Here is a 17,535-nt window from a genome sequence, read left to right as displayed (position 1 = left end):
ACCGTCTCGACAGTTTCCCAGGAGATCGAACTCATGAGTTCAGAAGCACACCGGAACACGGTAACTGCGTGCCGGGGGCCGGGATCGGAGTCCTCCTCTGGCCCGGAGCGCCCCGCGGGCTCAGCGGCCACGACCTCGCCGGCCTACCGGGACCCTTCGAGACCGCTCGAGGAACGCCTCGAGGATCTGCTCGCCCGCATGACGCTGCCGGAAAAGGTCGGCCAGATGCTGCAGCTGGACGCCCGGGGCGACTTGGAGGAGGTCGTGGCCACGAAGCTGGCCGGGTCGATCTTGCATGCCTCGCCCGAGCGCATGCACGCTGCCGTCGAGCTGGCGGCAGCCACCAGGCTGGGCATCCCGCTGCTCGTCGCTGACGACTGCATCCACGGCCACTCGTTCTGGCCGGGTGCCACGATCTTCCCCACGCAGTTGGGGATGGCCTGCACCTGGGACACCGAGCTCGTTGAGCGCATGGCCCGGGCCACCGCGGTGGAAGTCGCCGCGACGGGCATCCACTGGACCTTCTCGCCGGTGCTGTGCATCACCCGCGACCTGCGATGGGGCCGTGTGAACGAGACCTTCGGGGAGGACCCGCTGCTCATCGGGGAGCTGGGCGCCGCGATGGTCCGCGGGTATCAGGGAGCGGGACTGGACGACCCGACAGCGATTCTGGCCTGCGCCAAGCACTTCGCGGGCTACTCGGAGACGCAGGGCGGACGCGACGCGAGCGAGGCGGACCTGAGCCGGCGCAAGCTGCGCTCATGGTTCCTGCCACCGTTCGAGAGGGTCGCTCGCGAGGGCTGCCGCACGTTCATGCTCGGCTACCAGGCGATGGACGGGGTCCCGATCACGGCGAACAAGTGGCTCCTGAACGACGTCCTCAAGGGCGAATGGGAGTTCACCGGCACGCTCGTGACCGACTGGGACAACGTGGGCCGGATGGTGTGGGAGCAGAAGGTCTGCGCAGATGCCGTGGAGGCCGCAGTGGTCGCGGTGCAGGCCGGAAACGACCTGGTGATGACCACGCCGGACTTCTTCGAGGGCGCCCAGGAAGCAGTCGCGCAGGGGCGGCTGCGAGCAGAGGAGATCGACGAGGCGGTCCGGCGGATTCTGAAACTGAAACTGGAACTGGGCCTGTTTGAGGATCCCCGTGTGCCGGACCAGGCACGCCAGGCCGACGTGATCGGGTGCGCCGAGCACACCGCCCTCAACCTCGAACTCGCCCGAAGGTCCCTGGTGCTGTTGCGCAACGACGGCACCTTGCCCTTCGACGGCGGACTGGCCGTAGACGGTCAGGGTCACACCGCCACCGCTGGGGGCCCTCGCACGATCGCCGTGATCGGTCCCAACGGCGACGACCCGCAGGCCATGCTCGGCGACTGGGCCGGCGCATCCGGTCAGGTGGACTGGATGCCGGACGGGCACCCGCGCGAGACCGTCACGACGGTGCTCGACGGGTTCCGCGCAGCCGTTCCCGAGGGATGGACGGTCACCTACGCCCGCGGCGCCGACATCGGGCGCCTCGTGCCCGACCCGCAAGGACCGGTCTACCCCGACGGACAGCCACGTCCGCCCCTGTTCGCGCCCGCACCCGTCGACGAGGCTCAGATCGCGGAGGCGGTGAGCCTCGCGCGCGCGGCTGATTACGTCGTCGCCGTCGTCGGAGACACCGTCGCGCTGACCGGTGAAACTTGCTCGACCGCGACCCTGGAGCTGCAGGGCGGACAGGTCACCCTCCTCGAGGCGCTCGTCGCAACCGGCACACCCGTCGTCGTGGTGCTGCTCCACGGCAAGCCCTCGGTACTCCCCGACGCCGCGCTGGCGGCGGCAGCGCTGATCGAGGCGTTCAACCCAGGCATGCGAGGCGGCCAGGCGGTGGCCGAGCTCGTCCTCGGTCTCATCGAGCCGTCGGGACGCCTGCCCCTTTCCGTGCCACGCCATGTCGGGCAGCAGCCCGTCTACTACAACCAGGTGCGCGGCCAGCATGGTGACCGTTACGCCGACCTGACCCAGGAACCACTCTTCGTCTTCGGGGAGGGCCTGTCCTACAGCACCATCGAGTACACCGACCTGGCCATCCTCGATGAAGCCGTGGCATGGGACGGCGTGGTTCGCGCCGAGGTCACCGTCTCCAACACCGGCGCCCGGCCGGTACTGGAAACCGTGCAGGCCTACATCAGCGACGTGGTCACGAGCGTCACGTGGGCACAGCGGGAACTCAAGGCCTGGCGGCAGGTCACGGTCCCACCCGGTGACAGCGTGCGGGTCCGGCTGGCGATCCCCGCCGCGGCATGCTCCCTGGTCGACGCCGAAGGGCGCCGGATCGTCGAGCCCGGAGCGTTCGACCTGCTCGTCGGCCACAGCTCACGCACCGCCGACCTGCTTCGCGCCCGTTTCACTCTCAGCCAGCCATGACACCCGTCACCCTGCCACGGTTCAACGAGCTGCGGTGCCTCGTCGCTGTGATCGGGGACCAGGGCGTGGCACCGCACATCGTCCAGCCGAAACGTCTTCGAACGCGGCAACGACCTCCTGTGCGCGCTCAACCTCTCAGACCAGCCGATCCCAATTCCCGACGCCTGTGTCCTGCTGCACAGGGACCTGCGCCCTGACGCCCCGAATCCACCAGGGCCTGTCCGGTGTTCCTCCCCGCCGACCGGACAGGCCCTGGTCCCCACCCATATGCTCGGACGGGCCATGGCCGTTCGTCCGGCATGTCCTGTGCGTCTGCCATGAAGACGTCGACGATTGTGCCGCACCGGCTACCCGGGTACTTCCGCCCGCAGCTCCGCCGCTTGGTGACGGAAGAAGTGGGACACCCGGTCGGCGCTCTGAATCTCCCCACGGCCATTGCGCCGCGGACGTCTACCGATCGGAGCTGATGTCATGCGGCGCCACGTACGACGTGATGCCATCGCTCGTTCGCCCGATCCAGCGATAGCACCACATGTGTTGCACGCGCTATCGTCCCCTGCACAACCGCTGAGCTGCACTGATCCGCGTCGAATCACGTAGCACCACAGTTTTCCCCCAGAGAATCCTTTGTGCACATGTTGCACGGCTGGCTTCGGTTGCCTGTCGAGCCGAGGAGTGACGCCATTTGCGGTGATTGTTCTTCGCTCTGGAAGACAGCGCCGAGGCGACCAGGCTCGGCAAAGGCAGCCTGTACGGCGCGTTCGGCGGGAAGGAGGAACCGTTCCACCGCGTGTTCGACGATCTGAGCTGAGGGCGGGGCGGTCGGATTTGAACCGACGTCCTCCGAGATGATGTCGCGGCGCATTACCTCTGTGCTACGGCCCCGCCTTGCCGCTGATCATCGTCATTCCGAAGAAACGCGGAACTCGAATTCGGGACGGTCCCACGGAATGGCGGGCGGGTTCGCGAGCGCGGTCCCGATCCGCACCGCACCCGCGCGGTGGTAGAAGTCCTCGGCGGGAAGATGCGACACGACCCTGACACGGTCGAGCCCGGCGGCACGGGCCTCGGACTGCATGTGCGCGACGAGCAACCGTCCAATACCCCGTCCTTGCACTTCGTCGGCGACGAACAGCAGGTCGAGCTCCGGTGGAGCGAGGACGAGCGAGTAGAACCCGAGGAGCCGGCCTCCATGCTCGTCGGCGCCGACGGCCGCAAAAACGCGGTGGGCCTCGATGTAATCAGGCCCGACCCGGTAGCCCGCGACTGCGGCTGCGTACTTACCCGCGTAGGCGCCTGAGCCACGCACGAGCCGCGTGAGCCGTTTGGCATCCCGCGCAACGGCCCTCCGAATCGTGATCGGCTGGCTGATCGGGGAGTTGCGTGAACTCATCGGGAGAGTATTTCGCACCGGGGCGTGCCGTCGTGCGGCGGGTCGGCTGCTCGGGCAGGATTCCTGCACCGCTCCCGGGAACCGCCTGCCCAGGCCCCGATCGACCAAGTCACTACCGCCGCATCGGCCGCCTGCCGACAGCAACTGGGACGCCCGAACCGCGGAGGAACCGGAGAACAGGGTCGTCAACCGCTGCTTCCCCTGGGCCAGCCGCAGCGAGGAGACGCTGGACTTTTTGTTAGCAAACGGATGTGTCCTGCGTGATCGCGCCAAGTCCCTGGGCCGTGTGTGGCGCATCGGCCGTATAACGCGTGCCGTCGCTGTGTCCTTGCTTCGGGTGGCTCCCAAGAGGACAACCGAGTGCAGCGGCGCCCGCGCCGGCGTTGTAACCCACCTGTTCGGAAGCCCCGCCAGGCCGCACCCGCGGGACTTCTCGTCGCACGGACGCCCCTATAACGCGGGGGTGCTGGATACGGTTCTGACCAGGTTGAAGACCTCTCGGGCGGCGTATCGCTTGAGGCATCGGATGATCTCACGACGGGTCTTGCCCTCCCGGGTGCGGCGTCCGTAGTACGCCTGGGTGCGCGGGTCGTGGCGCAGCCGGGTGAACACGATGCGGTGCAGGGCGGCGTTGGCCTGACGGTCGCCACCGTGGTTGAGCCGACGCGAGCTGCGACGGCCCGAGGAGTACTCGATGGGACTGGCTCCGCACAGGGCGGCGAACGACGCCTCGGTGCTCAACCGCTCGGGGTTGTCTCCCATGGTGATCAGGAGAGTGACGGCGCTGTCCGGGCCGATACCCACAGCCGGGTCGGCCATGACCAGGACGGCCTTGAGCTGGTTGATCGCCTGGGTACAGGCCTTGACCGCGCAGTCCTTGGCGAGTTTGAGCATCCGGGCGCTGTGCACCGGACCGGCGGCGGTCTTTGCCCGGGCTCTGGCGCGACCGCTGAGCACGGCCCGCGCGGCAGCCTGTGCGTCGAGCGGGTCCGACTTTCCGAGCAGACGGCGGGCTGTGCGGTCGGGCCGGTTCACCTCGTACACCTCGACGTGCTGAGCCAGCAGGGCGGCCCGTAGCGTTCACCCTCACTGCTCCGGGCACACGCCGCGACCAGCTCTACAGAGAGACGCGCGTGATCTTCGAAGATCTCCGGACAGTCGATCTGGCACACCACATCACGCCTGGGCAGTTCCGTTTGGATCAGCCGGTCGTTGATCGGGTTGTGCCGTTGACTGATGTGCAGTGGGCGCGGATCGGTGCGCCATTGTCAGCGGCTGCTGGCAGCATCGCCGCTATGAACGCCATCCGTACCACCCCGCCGCGGCCGGTCGACGTCACCGCGGTCTTCCCCCAACTGGCTCCGCTGGCACGCACAGCAACCCGGTTGCACCCCTACCCCGGGGCTCCGTCACCACGCGACAGTTCGGTCGGTGGGCCGCTCTTGTGGCCCGCCGACGAGCCCTGGCCCCACTGCGACGGCCCTCATGAAGTGAACGGACTGAACCCGGCGATGTCCCCCGCGGATGTGCGGCTGGAACGGCGGCTCCGTGCCGCCACGCGAGGCCGGAGCCTGACCCCGAAGGAGGAAGAGACCCTTGACCGGATCCGTCCCCGGCGGGGGCTTCCGCTGAAGCCGGCGGTCGCCCAGCCGTATGAGGGATCCTTAGCGATGCTGCCCGTTGCGCAGTTGTACGTGCGGGATGTGCCTGATCTGCACGCACCGGCCGGGGCGGACCTGCTTCAGGTTCTGTGGTGCCCCTTCGATCACCCGATCATGCCCAGGACTGCGCTGTTCTGGCGGTCGGCAGCCACGGTGACCGACATGCTCACCACGCCCCCGGAACCGCCCGCAGTGAAGTCGGACAGCTACCTGCCCGAGCCGTGCCTGCTCAACCCGGAGCAGATCACCGAGTACCCCAACCCCATGGAGTTGAGCAAGGAGGTGCGAGAGTCGCTTGGGGACTGGAGCACGTGGCAGGCAGCCGACGCGGGTGTGGACAGCTCCTACGCGCCCGACCCGGAGAGGTTCTACCGGAACAACCTGTCCGTCGCACCTGGCTGGAAAGTCGGCGGCTGGGCTTCCTCGGGCCCCACCGATCCCGATCCCCAGCTCTGCCTCGCCTGCGACACCAAGATGGACCCGCTGCTGGCCATCGCCACCTTCGAATGGGACGACAGCAACCGCAGTTGGGCCCCTGACGAAGATCAGGCCCGCATCAGGGCGTCCTCCACGCATACTCGCCCGGAAGATCAGACCGTGATCGATTTCTTCCTAGCCAAAGGCATTGAGGTGCACGTCCGTGGTCGTGTCCCTCTTGAAGGCCGCGCCACGCCGCCCCTCACCGACCCTGACCCGAGACAACCGACCGCGGTCCAAATCGGCAGCGGATACATACAGCAGCTCTACGTCTGCCCGACTTCGCCGGAGCATCCCCACACCGAACTGATGCAGTAACCGGTCAGACGGCAACCGGCCATCCACCTGGCGGGACAGCGCCTAGGCAGATTCGTTTGGATCAGTCGGACGTCGATCTGGGCATGTCGCTGGCTGGCGCCCAGTGGGCGCGGATCGAGCCGTTACTTCCGGACCGGACGCCGAAGAGGGGGGCCGTTGGCGGGATTGCAAGGATGTGTGCTCGCGCGCCTGGGCCGCCACCGGGCCCCGGGGACCTCAGTTCCTGGTGCTCGCTGGGCAATCAGGCGCCAACGTGGAGATATGCCGCCCAGAAGGAGGGCAGCCGGGGCAGTTCATCCCGCGCGGCGCGCACGGCGTGATGCAGGGCGAGAGCCGAGTTCTCGGTCGCGAGCGCCTTGCCTTGTGCGAAGAGGTACTTGTAGAAGCGCTCAGCGAACCTGCAGGCGTAGGCATCATTGATCTCCCAGAGCGTGCCCACCACATGTGCGAAGCCTGCCAAGTGGAAGGCGCTGGTGAGGTGAATGGCTTCGTCCCACAGTTCAGGCACGGCTGAGAGGGCCGTGCCGCATGCGGACAGGTAGGCAAGACGGGCGTGTCCGAGCTTTAGCTGCGCGAGTTGGGCCACGGTGAGCGGGCTCGTGTCGTGGTCGAGGAGGAGCAGTCGGCTCAGGGAGGGATCCGAGGGATGGTCGTCACCGTGGCAGGCGAAGTGGACGATGGAAGACCGGGGCAGCTGTGACAGGACGTTCTCGCCAGTAGGGCGGAGGTCTTGGGCCTCGGTGCGATTGTCTCGTGCCGTGTCGCTGTCCGCGTAACGTCCGCGTTCCTTTTCCATGAGCAGCACATGGTGGGGCAGGAGGTCGCCGACGATGGACACTTCGGCGGGAACGTGTTCCAGGCGCCCGGGGACGCCTGGCGTGACGGGCATGGCGACGATCAGCGCGCGGTCCTGTACGTAATCCGTTGTGGTGCCTGCGGTCCGGCGGGCGTGCCGCAGGGAGCGGACGGTCGGGGTGTAGGAGGAAACGACCCGGTCCATCACCGTCCGGCACCGCGGATCGTCCGATGGGTCCGAGTGATGACCTGCGGCGTGCAGAGGCAGGACGCTCAGCAGGCCGCCGGGCGCCCACCAGATGCGTGGCCACTCCGCGCCGGGCGGGGGCGGCCCATGATGGCCCAGAGCCCGGAGCACCGGCTCTGCCACGGCGTCCCAGAGCCAGGCGAGCGTGTCAGTGATGTCGGCCTGGGCACGTCGTCTGCTGGTCGGCGTCGTTCCGTCCGTCGCGGAGCGGAGTGCCTGACGGAACGCAGTGATCCGCTCCACCACCTCTGAGCGCGGCAGGCCAGGAAGCTCGAGGGACGTGATGCCGTCTGCCGTGAGAAGCAGAGCGTCGCTGCGGTAGGTACTGACATTCAGGGCGACGATGGGCCCGTCCTTGGTCTGGGCGATCAGTTCTTCTTCGCTCAGGGGGAGTGCGAAGTCGGCGTAGCCGTCGATATCGCGGATCAGGGTCAGCATCGTCTCGAACTCGGCTGTGACATTGCGCCGCTGGTCTGCCGAGCGATGCAGCCAGGGGGAGGTTTCTTCGGCGCCGGCGGACACAGTGTCGGGGAGGCTGTCCAGCAGATCGCGCAATTCCACGAACCGTGCCGCGAGCTGAGGGTGTTCCCGGCGGAGGGCACTGAGGTCGCTTCGAGTGTCCAGTGACTGGTTGAGGAGAACGGCTCTGCCCGTTTCCAACAGGTGCAGGGCTCGGGCAGCTCGCCGGTCCTCGGACCGCCGCCCGTCGGACAGGGCGTGTGCTGCGGATTCCGCAGGCAGCCCGGTGAAGATTGCGAGAGCGTGCTGCTGGTCACCTCGTTGGAGGTGCCGAGGCGTCAACAGCGGGAGCAGCGTGATCGCGTGTTCGAGCAGGTCGGACGCCCGCCCGAGGTTGGACGGGGCGATCAGCTGCGCCGCGGTGATGCCGCTGAACACGCGCAGGAGCGGCACGGCAGTGGCGCGTTCGAGTACGCCCGCGAGGACGGTCGACGCGACATCGCGGTCTGCCTCAGCCCGGGCAGCTGCATATCGAACGCTCAGGGCCAGACCGAAGGTGAGCTGTGCCTCGTCTCGGTGCGGGTGGTCGCGTTCACGGGTGGCGGCGGACAGCGCGGCCCGGGCTGTGTCGACGGCCTCGTCCATATCCCGTGCGGCGCCGGTCCGAGCGGCGCGCTCCCGCAGCGCCCCGGCGAGGTTGGCCAGCCACTTCACCTGATCGGGGTGCTCGGAGGGGGTGTCGTCGACAGCTCTACGGGTAGCCTCGACGGCCTCGTCGATGTCTGACTTGTCCCCAAATCGTGTGAACCGGGATTCCAGCGCCATAGCGAGGTTCGACAGGCGTCCGGCGCGGCGGGGGGAGCCTTCCGGGGTGGCGTCGACGGCGTTTCGGGCCGCCTCGACAGCCCCGTCGATGTCCGCCCGATGGCCGAGTCGCGCGAACCGTGCCTTGAGGGTCACGGCGAGGTTGGACTGACTGCCCGCCCATGTGACGTGATCGGCCCGCATCGAGGCGACCGCGGCGTGCATGGCCTCGACCGCACCGTCGAGGTCTGCCAGGGCTCCGTTCAGCCGGTATCGCCGCTCCAGCGCCACGGCTAGGTTCGAGAACGATTCGGCCCGGACGGGATCGTTGTCCGGGATGTTCGACAGTGCTGCCCTGTGCGCCTCGATGGCGGCGTCCAGGGCTGCTGGGTCGCCCCTGGCCTCCGATCGGAGCCGCAACGTGGTTGCCAGGTTGAGCAGCCGGGTGGCCCTGTCCGGATGGTCATCGGGGGTGGCGTCCAAGGCCGTCTGGTCCGCCTCCAACGTGGCATCGAGGTCGGCTGGGTCCTGAGTCAACTCGAATCTCGCCCTGAGGGCCCCGCCGAGATTGGAGAGCAGCGCCGGCCGGTGCGGGTGACCCTCGGGCGTGATCAGAAGGGCCTCGCGACCGGCCTCGATGGCAGTAAGGAGGTCTTCCGCGTTCCCGGTGCGCTCGAACCGCGCTGATAACGCGAGGCTCAGATGGGTCAGGTTTGCCGCGCGGTCGGGATGGCCCGGCAGGGCGGCGTTCACCCCTGCCCGGGCCACGGCGATCGCTGCATCGATGTCCGCGACCGCGTCCGTCCGTTCGTACTGGGCAATGAGGGCGCCGCCGAGATTGACCAATCGCCCGGGTGCCCTCGGATGGTCGATGGCCGTCGCGTCCACGGCGGCCCGCCCTGCCACGACCGCTGCCGCTAGGTCGTCCGGTTCACCAGTCTTTCGGTATCGGCCGGCAAGCGCGATCCCCAGGTTCGACAGTCGCTCGGGCAGATCGGGATGGTCTGCTCTGGTGACGGTCACGACGGACTGCCAGAGGGTCACGGCAGCGGTGAGGAGACCGGGGTGCTGTGCGTCGACAGCTTGTTGCAGCACAGTGCGGGCCACAGGCTGTACGGCGTCTGCAACGTCCGGCAGCAGAGGAGGGGGAATGTCGTGGACTCCCGATACGAAGCACAGCGTGAACAAGGCGACTGCCCCCTCGCGATGTCCTCGAGCCTGCTCGTCGGGCAGGGCGACCGAGCGGTACCAGTGGAACCAGGCCAACGCGTACCGGGCCCGGACGTCGTAGTCGTCATCGCTCAGTAGGGCGGACAGCCGTCGGGCTGCCTCTGTAGCGGCCGGATCCAGTACCGCCGTTACGTCGTGCTGTGCCACTACCCGTGCAAGCCGGGACTCAAGGCACGCGGTCCAGTGATTTCGCTCCTGCACAAGCCCCCCGCGTTTCGCCATATGGCAGCGACGCTAGCCGAATGTGACCTAGGATTCGATGACTTGGGCGGATGTGATCGGATGATTCATCATCTGATGCGTTTCACAAACCTGGCTATGTCCGGGCCCGGCCCGTCGGAGGGGGACATGATGAGGGATCTGCCGCAGCGAGCTGCCGATGGCCTCGCGGTCGTGTGTGCGACCCGGGAGGCAATTCGTGAGGTCTTAAGGGACGCTGACAACGGTGACGACACGCCGTTGGGGTCTGTGCTGAGCGCCGTGACCGGCGACGGAGACCTGGCGGCCGCGCTGGATCGCCTGCATGCTGCGCTACTGAACGCCGGCGACGCGTTGGGGCTGTACGGGCAGCAGCGACGATCGCTGCTGCCCCCTGGGCACGACGAGGAGCCGCTCGAGCTCTGGTACAAGTGCCCGATGCGCATCTGTTCCGGTCGCCCCTGGCCGCAGCCGGAGCCGCTGCTCCGTTGCCGCATAAGCGGGCACGAGATGATCCGCACGAGGCTGTGATCCGTGGGCGGCTTCCTGGGAGAACTCGGCAAGAAACTCGCCGAGCGCTGGCTGTCTCTGCTCGTCCTACCCGGGGCCCTGTACCTCGCCGTCGCCACAGCGGCGCTCACGCTCGGACAGTCGGACGCACTCGACGTGGTGCTACTGGCCGACCGGATCGGCGGCTGGGCGAAGGCTCCCGCCGCGTCCACCGCCGGCGGCCAGGTGGTGGTGGTGGCCGCCGTGCTCGCGGGCGCGGCGCTGGCGGGCATCACCGCTCAGGCACTCGGTTCCCTCGTCGAGCGCGTCGCACTCGCCGTCGGATGGCGCAACTGGCCTGCGCCCTTCCGATGGATCGCCGACCATCGTGTATGTAAGCGTCGACGGCGCTGGGACAGCGCCCACTCGGCTTACCAGGCAGGCGTGGCGAGAGCCCGTCGCACGCACCATGGAGGCGCACCTCCTGACTCCGCTCAGTGGCGCGCCGCCCATCAGACCCGCTCCCGGATCGCTCCCGAAAGGCCGGACCGGCCGACCTGGAGCGGGGACCGCGTCCATGCAACGGCCGTTCGCCTCGATCGTGACCACCATCTCGACCTGGGTACCCTCTGGCCTCATCTGTGGCTCCATTTGCCCGACGCCGCACGTGCCGAGATCACCATGGCACGTCAGGACTTGACGCGCGCCACTACGCTCGGTGGTTGGGCCGTGCTCTACGCTGCACTCACCTGCTGGTGGTGGCCCGCGGCCCCGGTTGCGGTAACACTTCTGCTCACTGCCCGATACCGGATTCGTTCCGCAGTTGCCACGGACGCGCTGCTACGCGAAGCCGCCACGCGCCTGCACGCGGTTGAGCTCGCACGCCACTTGGGCATCGATCACGTCGGCCCCCTCACTCCCCAACTCGGTGACACCCTCACTCACCTGCTGCACGCCCGCCCGCCCGCGTCCACACCCGACTGTCTGTCTCCCTGAAGGCCGATGCAGCCCCGACCAGGACGAGCGCCGCCGCGGATGCCGTCGGCCGTTAATCCGTTTTCAGGGCGGTGTGTCCTACCGGCAGGAGTGCGGCCTGGACCTGCCGAGTGGCCGGCTGGGCCGTGCTCTACGACGCCGTGGCCTATCTGTGGGGGCCGCTTTCCTCCTGGTCGCCGGCCTGTTCCTCACGGCACGGCAGCGAGGGCGCCGGGCGGTGCAGGCATACGCCCTGCTGGTGGAGACGGCGACCCGACTGCACGCGGGCGACCTGGCCCGCAGTCTGGGCTTCGACCACACCGGTCCCCTCGACGCCCGGACCGGGCAGGCCATGACCCTGCTCGTCCAGGGGCAGGGTCATCTCATCCCGCTGACGGTCGGCTGTCCCCGGCAAAGGTAGCCGGGCTGAGTGCGGGATGGTCTGCCAAATCCTGTCATGGGATGATTGGTTATCGTTGTGACCGGGGGGTGACGGGGCGGTGGAACGAGACTTCCTCGCGGATATGGAAGCGCGGTTGCAGCGCTTCCGGACCAGTGGTGATCCTGCGCATCTGCTGGACGAAGGCGCCCAAGGCGAGGCGGCTGCGTTGGCCGCTCTCCTCAACGCCGATGCCGACCTCAGGTGCCACTTCACGCTGGGGTTGTTCCACTGGTACCGCAGTCGCCTCCTTCCTTGGCGCGACGCCATGGAAAACGCCGCGAAGGCCCAGGATTTGCTGTTGCCCTGCTACGTCGCTGGACGGGAAGACCTTCCGGCATCCGTGGTGCCGGTCCTGGCCGCGCGCGTTCTCCGGTCGGCGACCGGTCGGCTGGAGGAGACGATCGCCGGTTCGGCCGGTCCTCCGCCCAGCGAGCTGGTGTCGCTGTGGGCGCGCAGCTTGGAGCTGGCGGCGCCTGGGGCTCGGGAGGAGATCATCGCCCGGGTGCTGCCCGCGGGCGGAACGTATACGCCGGAGCAGTTGGACCTCCTGATCGACGTGGGCCGCGCCATCGTCAAAGCCACTCCGCGGGGCCATGGCCATGAAGCCCCCGGCATGTCCGTGCTGGCCAGTTGCCTGATCGAGCGCTTTCGCGCCAATAACGCCACAGCGGACCTCGAAGCGGCTGACGAGGCGTTCCGCACGGCTCAGGGGATCACACCGCCAGACCACCCGATGGCCACCCAGCTGGAGCTCCAGCGTCGCCAGACGCGGCGCCTGCGACTAGCGCACATGGCAGGGAAGACAGAACTCGACGAGGCCGTACGAGCCGCGTGCAAAGCCCTGGCGGCTGACGAGTCCGCCCCCGATCGACAGTCCCGGCTCCACGACCTCGCCACCGCGCTGAACAGCCGTTACCAACGGTTCCGGTCTGCCACCGACTTGCAGGACGCCATCAACGCATTCCAGGAGCTGAACGACCATGCACCGGTCGACCACCCGGACGTCCTGCGCATCGACGAGATCAGCTCCTTGGCCGAGTTGTTGTCCGCGCGGTACCAGCTTCACCAACGGTTGCCCGACCTGGACAAGCTGATCGACGCACTCACCGCCCTCGTCCACACCGTCCGCATCACGTCCCCGCTGTACGTCCCCTCCCTGCGCCATCTCGTCACCGTCATGGCGGGCCGCTCCGAGATCACCGGCCGGCCAAAGGACCTCGACGCAGCAATCACGCTACTCGAGACCATCGAGCGTGATCTGCCCGCCAACGCGCCGCCGACCGCCGACGTTCTCCTACTCCACGGCCGCATCCTGCAGACACGGGCGAGCCGCCTGGCATCACCAGCGGACCTTGACAAGGCCATCGAACTGTACGGGTCGGCCGCGGCGGCTTCGGCGCCCGGCCGGACCGTACGACTCGACGCCCTGAAACATGTGGGGGCGGCCCTGGGCCAGCGGGCGCAATGGTCGGGACGCCGGCCTGACGACATGGACAAGGCGGTGGCCGCCGCCCAGACGGCAGTCGACGAAGCTCCGCCCGATCACCCCTTACGTCCCTCGCTCCTGCACGACCTCGCCGGCGCCCATCATCTCCGACACCACCTGACGCGGAGCACCGCGGACCTCGACGCGGAGATCCGCATCAACCGGCTGCTGCTGGATGCCGGCGGCACGGAGGACCCGGAATACCCGCTGCACGCCCAAAACCTTGGAATCGCACTGCTGTTGCGGTCCGAAGACGTCAACGACCCGTCCGACGCGAACGAGGCGGTGGACGTACTGAGCGCGGCCCTCCAGTGGGCCGAAGAGGGCACCCCGCGGGTCGGTGTGCTGGAGCACATTCTTCGTGGGGCATACCGGTGGCGCTTCACCTTCACCCGGGACTGGCGGGACGCGTGGGCCGGGGCCACGGCCACGAAAGGAAATCCGTCCCCTGATGAGTCATCCGCCGACCGGCTCTTCATGCAGGCGGACAGCTGGCCACATTCTCCCTACCCCGTCCTCGTCGATGGACTGGGGGTGGCGCATACGGAGACGCCCGGCTGGAACGAAGGTCTGATTCCCTTCCTGACCCAGGTGGGTGAAGCTCTGGACAACGTGCCTCCAGGGACCCCCGGATGGCTCTACGCGCAGCGCTTCAGGCAAGTCCTGCGTGAGTCGCCGGCCGCCCTCGGCAGCCTGGCCGGGGTAGAGGAGCTGATCAACGCCTACAGAGCCGTTCTGCAGCCGATCAACCTACCAACCACGGCCGCCGGCCACTTGGATTACGACGCCTCACTGGAGGCGCTCAGGCACGAGCTCCGTGACCCCGCCACCCGCCCGTACGGTGCGCTGCGCGTCCAGACGCTGATCGACGCACAGCACAAGGCACTCGAACAACCGGAGCCATCCGTGCCTGCGCGGTACACACACCAACTGCTGGCCTGCGCTCTACTCACCACCTACGAGCGCTCCGGTGACCTGCACGAGCTCGACGCGGGCGTACGCGCCATGCGCACTGCACTGGCGGCCACCCCTTTCAACAATCCGGAGCGGGCCGCGCACCACTGCTTCCTGGCCGATGCACTGTGGCAACGGTACGAGCGGACGGGCGAACAAGAGGACCTCACCGGCGTGATCGCCTCGCTGAGACACCTGAGCGAGCTGCTTCCAGATGGCGGCTGTGGGCAATGCCGGCGGTGCCGCCTGCGGGGCCGGCTCCACTTCAACCTCGCCTGCGCGCTGCGGCGCGTCTTCGAACAGACCGGGCGTGAGGAGGACGGGGCGACGGCCCTCCTGCAGGTGTACCTGGCACGGGCCTACGTGCTCCCGGGCCATCCCAGCTGCGACCTGTACGGGGCACTGATCAACTGGTGGACCCCGGACTCCGCACAATCCACCGAGGACTTGAAGGAACTGATCCGTGCCTACCGCGCCGTGACTGACGACCTGCCCCAGGGAGATCCCGATCGGACAGTGTGTCAGTCAAGTCTCGGAGAGCTGCTACGGCTGCTTCACCTACGTACCCAGGACAGCACGACCTTGGACGCGGCCATCGAGGCTACCCGGTGTGCCGTAGCGGGAACCGTGGTACCGCGGGCGGCACACGCCTGCGACCTGGCACGGCTGGCCGCACTGCTGCTCCAACGCCACCAACAAGAGCGCGATGAGGCCGACCGCGAAGCGGCGATCCAGGCGTACACGCAGGCGGCGGCCGTCCCCACAGCGCCGCCGGATCTGCGCCTCCACGCCGCCCAATCCGCCGCCGCACTCTGCGCCCCCGACCGCCCCAGGGATGCCACCCAACTGCTCACCAATGCGATGCGACTGCTCCCCGACACGGCCCCTCGGCATCGGCCGCGCGCCTTGCAGGAAAGCGCCCTGTCCGCTTTCCCCGGCCTGGTGGCCGACGCCGCGGCACTCACGCTCCGCACCGCGGATGCGGACACGCAGGAGCCGCCTGCCTACCAGGCGTTGACCCTGCTGGAGTCGGGCCGTGCGGTACTGATCGGCCAGGCCCTGGAGGTCCGGGGCGACATCGCCCTCCTGCGGCAACACCATCCACAACTGGCCCACCATTTCGTAGAGCTGCGCGCCGCACTCCATCTCCCCGACGGCGAAGGCGAGGTGGAAGGAGAAGCAACCAGCTCAGCGACCCGAGCCTCCCAGCACAGTCGCCGCCTGACCGAAGAGCTCACCGAGGTGCTGCAGGAGATCCGCAGGCAGCCCGGTTTCGCCTCGTTCGCGCGGCCGCCGACCCTGCGGCAGCTGGCAGCCCAGGCAGCCCAAGGACCCATCGTCGTCTACAACGTGAGCGACTACCGCAGCGATGCCCTGATCATCACTGCAGACGGCATCATGAGTCTGGCGCTGCCGACGCTCACTCCGCATGCCGTGAGACATCAGGTGCGGGCCTTCCAGCATGCACTGACGCAGGCCACCGACCCGCAGCTGAGAGCCGGGGAACGCACGGGCGCCCAAGGACGTATGCGGACCGTTCTGGCATGGCTCTGGGACAATGCGGCCGGTCCCGTGCTGCACCGCCTCGGCATCGACTCCGCGTACCGCACATCAGCCCCATGGCCCCGAGTGTGGTGGATACCGGGCGGTCTGCTCGGGCAGCTCCCCCTGCACGCAGCCGGCCATCACGACGAGGCCCTCGACGCCCCCGATCGCCGCACCGTACTGGACCGGGTGGTCTCCTCCTTCTCGCCCAGCGTCCGGGCACTCGACCACTCCCGCACGCGCGACAGAAGCCAGCACCGGCCACTCGACAAGGCGCTGATCATCTCCATGCCGACGACCCCCGGCATGAACGCCCCGCTCAGCTGCGCCGATAAGGAAGCCCACGTACTGAAGTCCCGGCTTCCCGCGTCCCTCCGGTTCACGGACGCGACGAGCGCCCAGGTCATGGAGCACCTGGCCGACTACCCGATCGTCCACTTCGCCTGCCATGCCGTGTGCCATCCGACGGAACCCTCGCAGAGCACGTTGCTCCTCACCGACCACGCCTCCGCTCCCATGACCGTGCGGCATCTGAACACCCTCAACCTCGGACAGGGCCGGCTCGCCTACCTCTCCGCCTGCAGTACGGCCGTCACCGCCGCCGATACCCTGCTCGACGAAGCCATCCACCTCACATCGGCGTTCCAACTCGCGGGCTTCCCTCATGTCATCGGCACCCTGTGGCCAGTGGACGACACGACCGCCCTCCGGATCGCCACGGCCTTCTACGGCCATCTCACCGAGTCCGGCCCCGGACCCGGCGACGTGGCTCTGGCACTGCACAAGGCCCAGCGCGACCTCCGCGACACCTATCCTCTGTTGGTCAGCACCTGGGCCGCCCACCTGCACACCGGCGCCTGAGCGGCTCAGTGTTTGGTCCTCTGGGGCGGGCACGCGCAGGTTCGGAATCCGTCCGTCGGTCACCCAGACTGCGATGAGCACCCGCAAGAAACCTATGAGGGACAACGCAAGGACGGCCGGCCGACTGACTTTCACCAGTCCGTCAGCCATTCCTACAGGTCAGCGAGCCCTTCCGCGCGGCTTGAGCGGCACTGATGGCAGCGCAGGAGCAGGCAGTGGGAGGCCGTCGTACCCCTTCACCTCACCGAACCGTGTCCCTTCCATCCAGTCCCGCCGCGCCTGCTCGATCTCCTCCTGCGTCCGCCCGATCCAGTTCCAGAACATAGCGAATCCCGCGCGCTTCAGCGCAGGTCAGCAGCGTTCCGGACCGCTGACGGTTAGCAAACTGTCAGCATCGGTCCTGGAGGAGTCTGCCACCGTGAGTTCCAATGCCTTGGTTCGTGGGATGGGGTCGTTTTTCAAGGAGTGTGAGCATCCGCGGTCGCGGTGGTCGAAGTGTCCTCATCCGTACAAGGTCCGGTATCGGTCGGCGGCGGGGAGGCAGGTGAAGGAGTCGGGGTTCGCGACCCAGGACAAGGCGATCGCGCGTTTGACGGAGGTCTACAACGCGAAGAAGGCCGCGCCGCGGGGTCAGGCGAAGGCGGACCGGATCGCGAGGTACGGGGCGATGCGGTTCGAGGAGTACACGGGTCAGTGGAAGGCCGCCCAGCGGGATCTGGGGCCGGCGTCGGTGGTGCACCTGGAGTCGCTGCTGAACATCCATCTGTTGCCACTCCTGGGCAGCCG

General features: G+C 68.0%; 10 protein-coding genes and 2 pseudogenes. 7 read left to right on the top strand and 5 right to left on the bottom strand.

All coding sequences use genetic code 11. From position 1 onward, the window contains the following. Window positions 1-198 precede the first annotated feature (198 nt). Window positions 199-2,415: a glycoside hydrolase family 3 N-terminal domain-containing protein gene (locus tag ABZ016_RS16535; RefSeq protein WP_356917320.1), complete on the top strand. Its 2,217-nt coding sequence runs from the start codon at window positions 199-201 to the stop codon at window positions 2,413-2,415. Window positions 2,416-3,007: 592 nt separating this feature from the next. On the opposite strand, the gene ABZ016_RS16530 is transcribed toward ABZ016_RS16535, so the two are convergent. The 3 genes from ABZ016_RS16530 to ABZ016_RS16520 all read right to left on the bottom strand — a co-directional run bounded on the left by ABZ016_RS16530 (window position 3,008) and on the right by ABZ016_RS16520 (window position 4,843). Next, a complete protein-coding gene (locus ABZ016_RS16530) occupies window positions 3,008-3,280 on the bottom strand; it encodes a hypothetical protein (RefSeq protein ID WP_356917319.1) in 273 nt (90 codons plus the stop codon). Window positions 3,281-3,319: 39 nt separating this feature from the next. Continuing rightward, entirely contained in the window at window positions 3,320-3,808 is a 489-nt protein-coding gene (locus ABZ016_RS16525) for a GNAT family N-acetyltransferase (RefSeq protein WP_356917318.1), read from the bottom strand. Window positions 3,809-4,258: 450 nt separating this feature from the next. Next, window positions 4,259-4,843: a transposase gene (locus ABZ016_RS16520; protein ID WP_356917317.1), complete on the bottom strand. Its 585-nt coding sequence runs from the start codon at window positions 4,841-4,843 to the stop codon at window positions 4,259-4,261. A 98-nt stretch (window positions 4,844-4,941) separates the two neighbouring features. Here ABZ016_RS16520 and ABZ016_RS16515 point away from each other — a divergent pair, with 98 nt between their 5' ends. Beyond that, window positions 4,942-6,264: a hypothetical protein gene (locus tag ABZ016_RS16515; protein ID WP_356917316.1), complete on the top strand. Its 1,323-nt coding sequence runs from the start codon at window positions 4,942-4,944 to the stop codon at window positions 6,262-6,264. A gap of 241 nt (window positions 6,265-6,505) precedes the next feature. On the opposite strand, the gene ABZ016_RS16510 is transcribed toward ABZ016_RS16515, so the two are convergent. Further along, complete coding sequence (locus ABZ016_RS16510) at window positions 6,506-9,946, bottom strand: CHAT domain-containing protein (protein WP_356917315.1); 3,441 nt, start codon at window positions 9,944-9,946, stop codon at window positions 6,506-6,508. Between the two features lie 135 nt (window positions 9,947-10,081). Here ABZ016_RS16510 and ABZ016_RS16505 point away from each other — a divergent pair, with 135 nt between their 5' ends. From ABZ016_RS16505 to ABZ016_RS16490, 4 genes are all read left to right on the top strand, one after another. Then, window positions 10,082-10,528, top strand: a complete 447-nt coding sequence (locus ABZ016_RS16505) for a hypothetical protein (protein WP_356917314.1) — start codon at window positions 10,082-10,084, stop codon at window positions 10,526-10,528. Window positions 10,529-10,531: 3 nt separating this feature from the next. Beyond that, window positions 10,532-11,482: a hypothetical protein gene (locus tag ABZ016_RS16500; RefSeq protein ID WP_356917313.1), complete on the top strand. Its 951-nt coding sequence runs from the start codon at window positions 10,532-10,534 to the stop codon at window positions 11,480-11,482. Between the two features lie 151 nt (window positions 11,483-11,633). Continuing rightward, entirely contained in the window at window positions 11,634-11,882 is a 249-nt protein-coding gene (locus ABZ016_RS16495) for a hypothetical protein (RefSeq protein WP_356917312.1), read from the top strand. A gap of 79 nt (window positions 11,883-11,961) precedes the next feature. Beyond that, on the top strand, window positions 11,962-16,749 hold the full coding sequence (locus tag ABZ016_RS16490) for a CHAT domain-containing protein (protein ID WP_356917311.1): 4,788 nt from the start codon (window positions 11,962-11,964) through the stop codon (window positions 16,747-16,749). 159 nt (window positions 16,750-16,908) lie between these two features. On the opposite strand, the pseudogene ABZ016_RS16485 reads toward ABZ016_RS16490, so the two are convergent. Next, window positions 16,909-17,073, bottom strand: a pseudogene (locus ABZ016_RS16485) (pirin family protein); the annotation flags it as partial. A gap of 220 nt (window positions 17,074-17,293) precedes the next feature. On the opposite strand from ABZ016_RS16485, the pseudogene ABZ016_RS16480 reads away from it, so the two are divergent. After that, window positions 17,294-17,535: pseudogene (locus ABZ016_RS16480) on the top strand (site-specific integrase); the annotation flags it as partial.

The sequence above is a fragment of the Streptomyces sp. NPDC006372 genome, from assembly GCF_040612515.1.
Classification (GTDB): Bacteria; Actinomycetota; Actinomycetes; order Streptomycetales; family Streptomycetaceae; genus Streptomyces.
This window is presented reverse-complemented; position numbering and strand designations above follow the sequence as displayed.

Coding starts and splice junctions, on each gene's coding strand:
- ABZ016_RS16535 (WP_356917320.1), top strand. CDS start 199: ATGACGCTGCCGGAAAAGGTCGGCCAGATGCTGCAGCTGGACGCCCGG.
- ABZ016_RS16530 (WP_356917319.1), bottom strand. CDS start 3,280: ATGCGCCGCGACATCATCTCGGAGGACGTCGGTTCAAATCCGACCGCC.
- ABZ016_RS16525 (WP_356917318.1), bottom strand. CDS start 3,808: ATGAGTTCACGCAACTCCCCGATCAGCCAGCCGATCACGATTCGGAGG.
- ABZ016_RS16505 (WP_356917314.1), top strand. CDS start 10,082: ATGATTCATCATCTGATGCGTTTCACAAACCTGGCTATGTCCGGGCCC.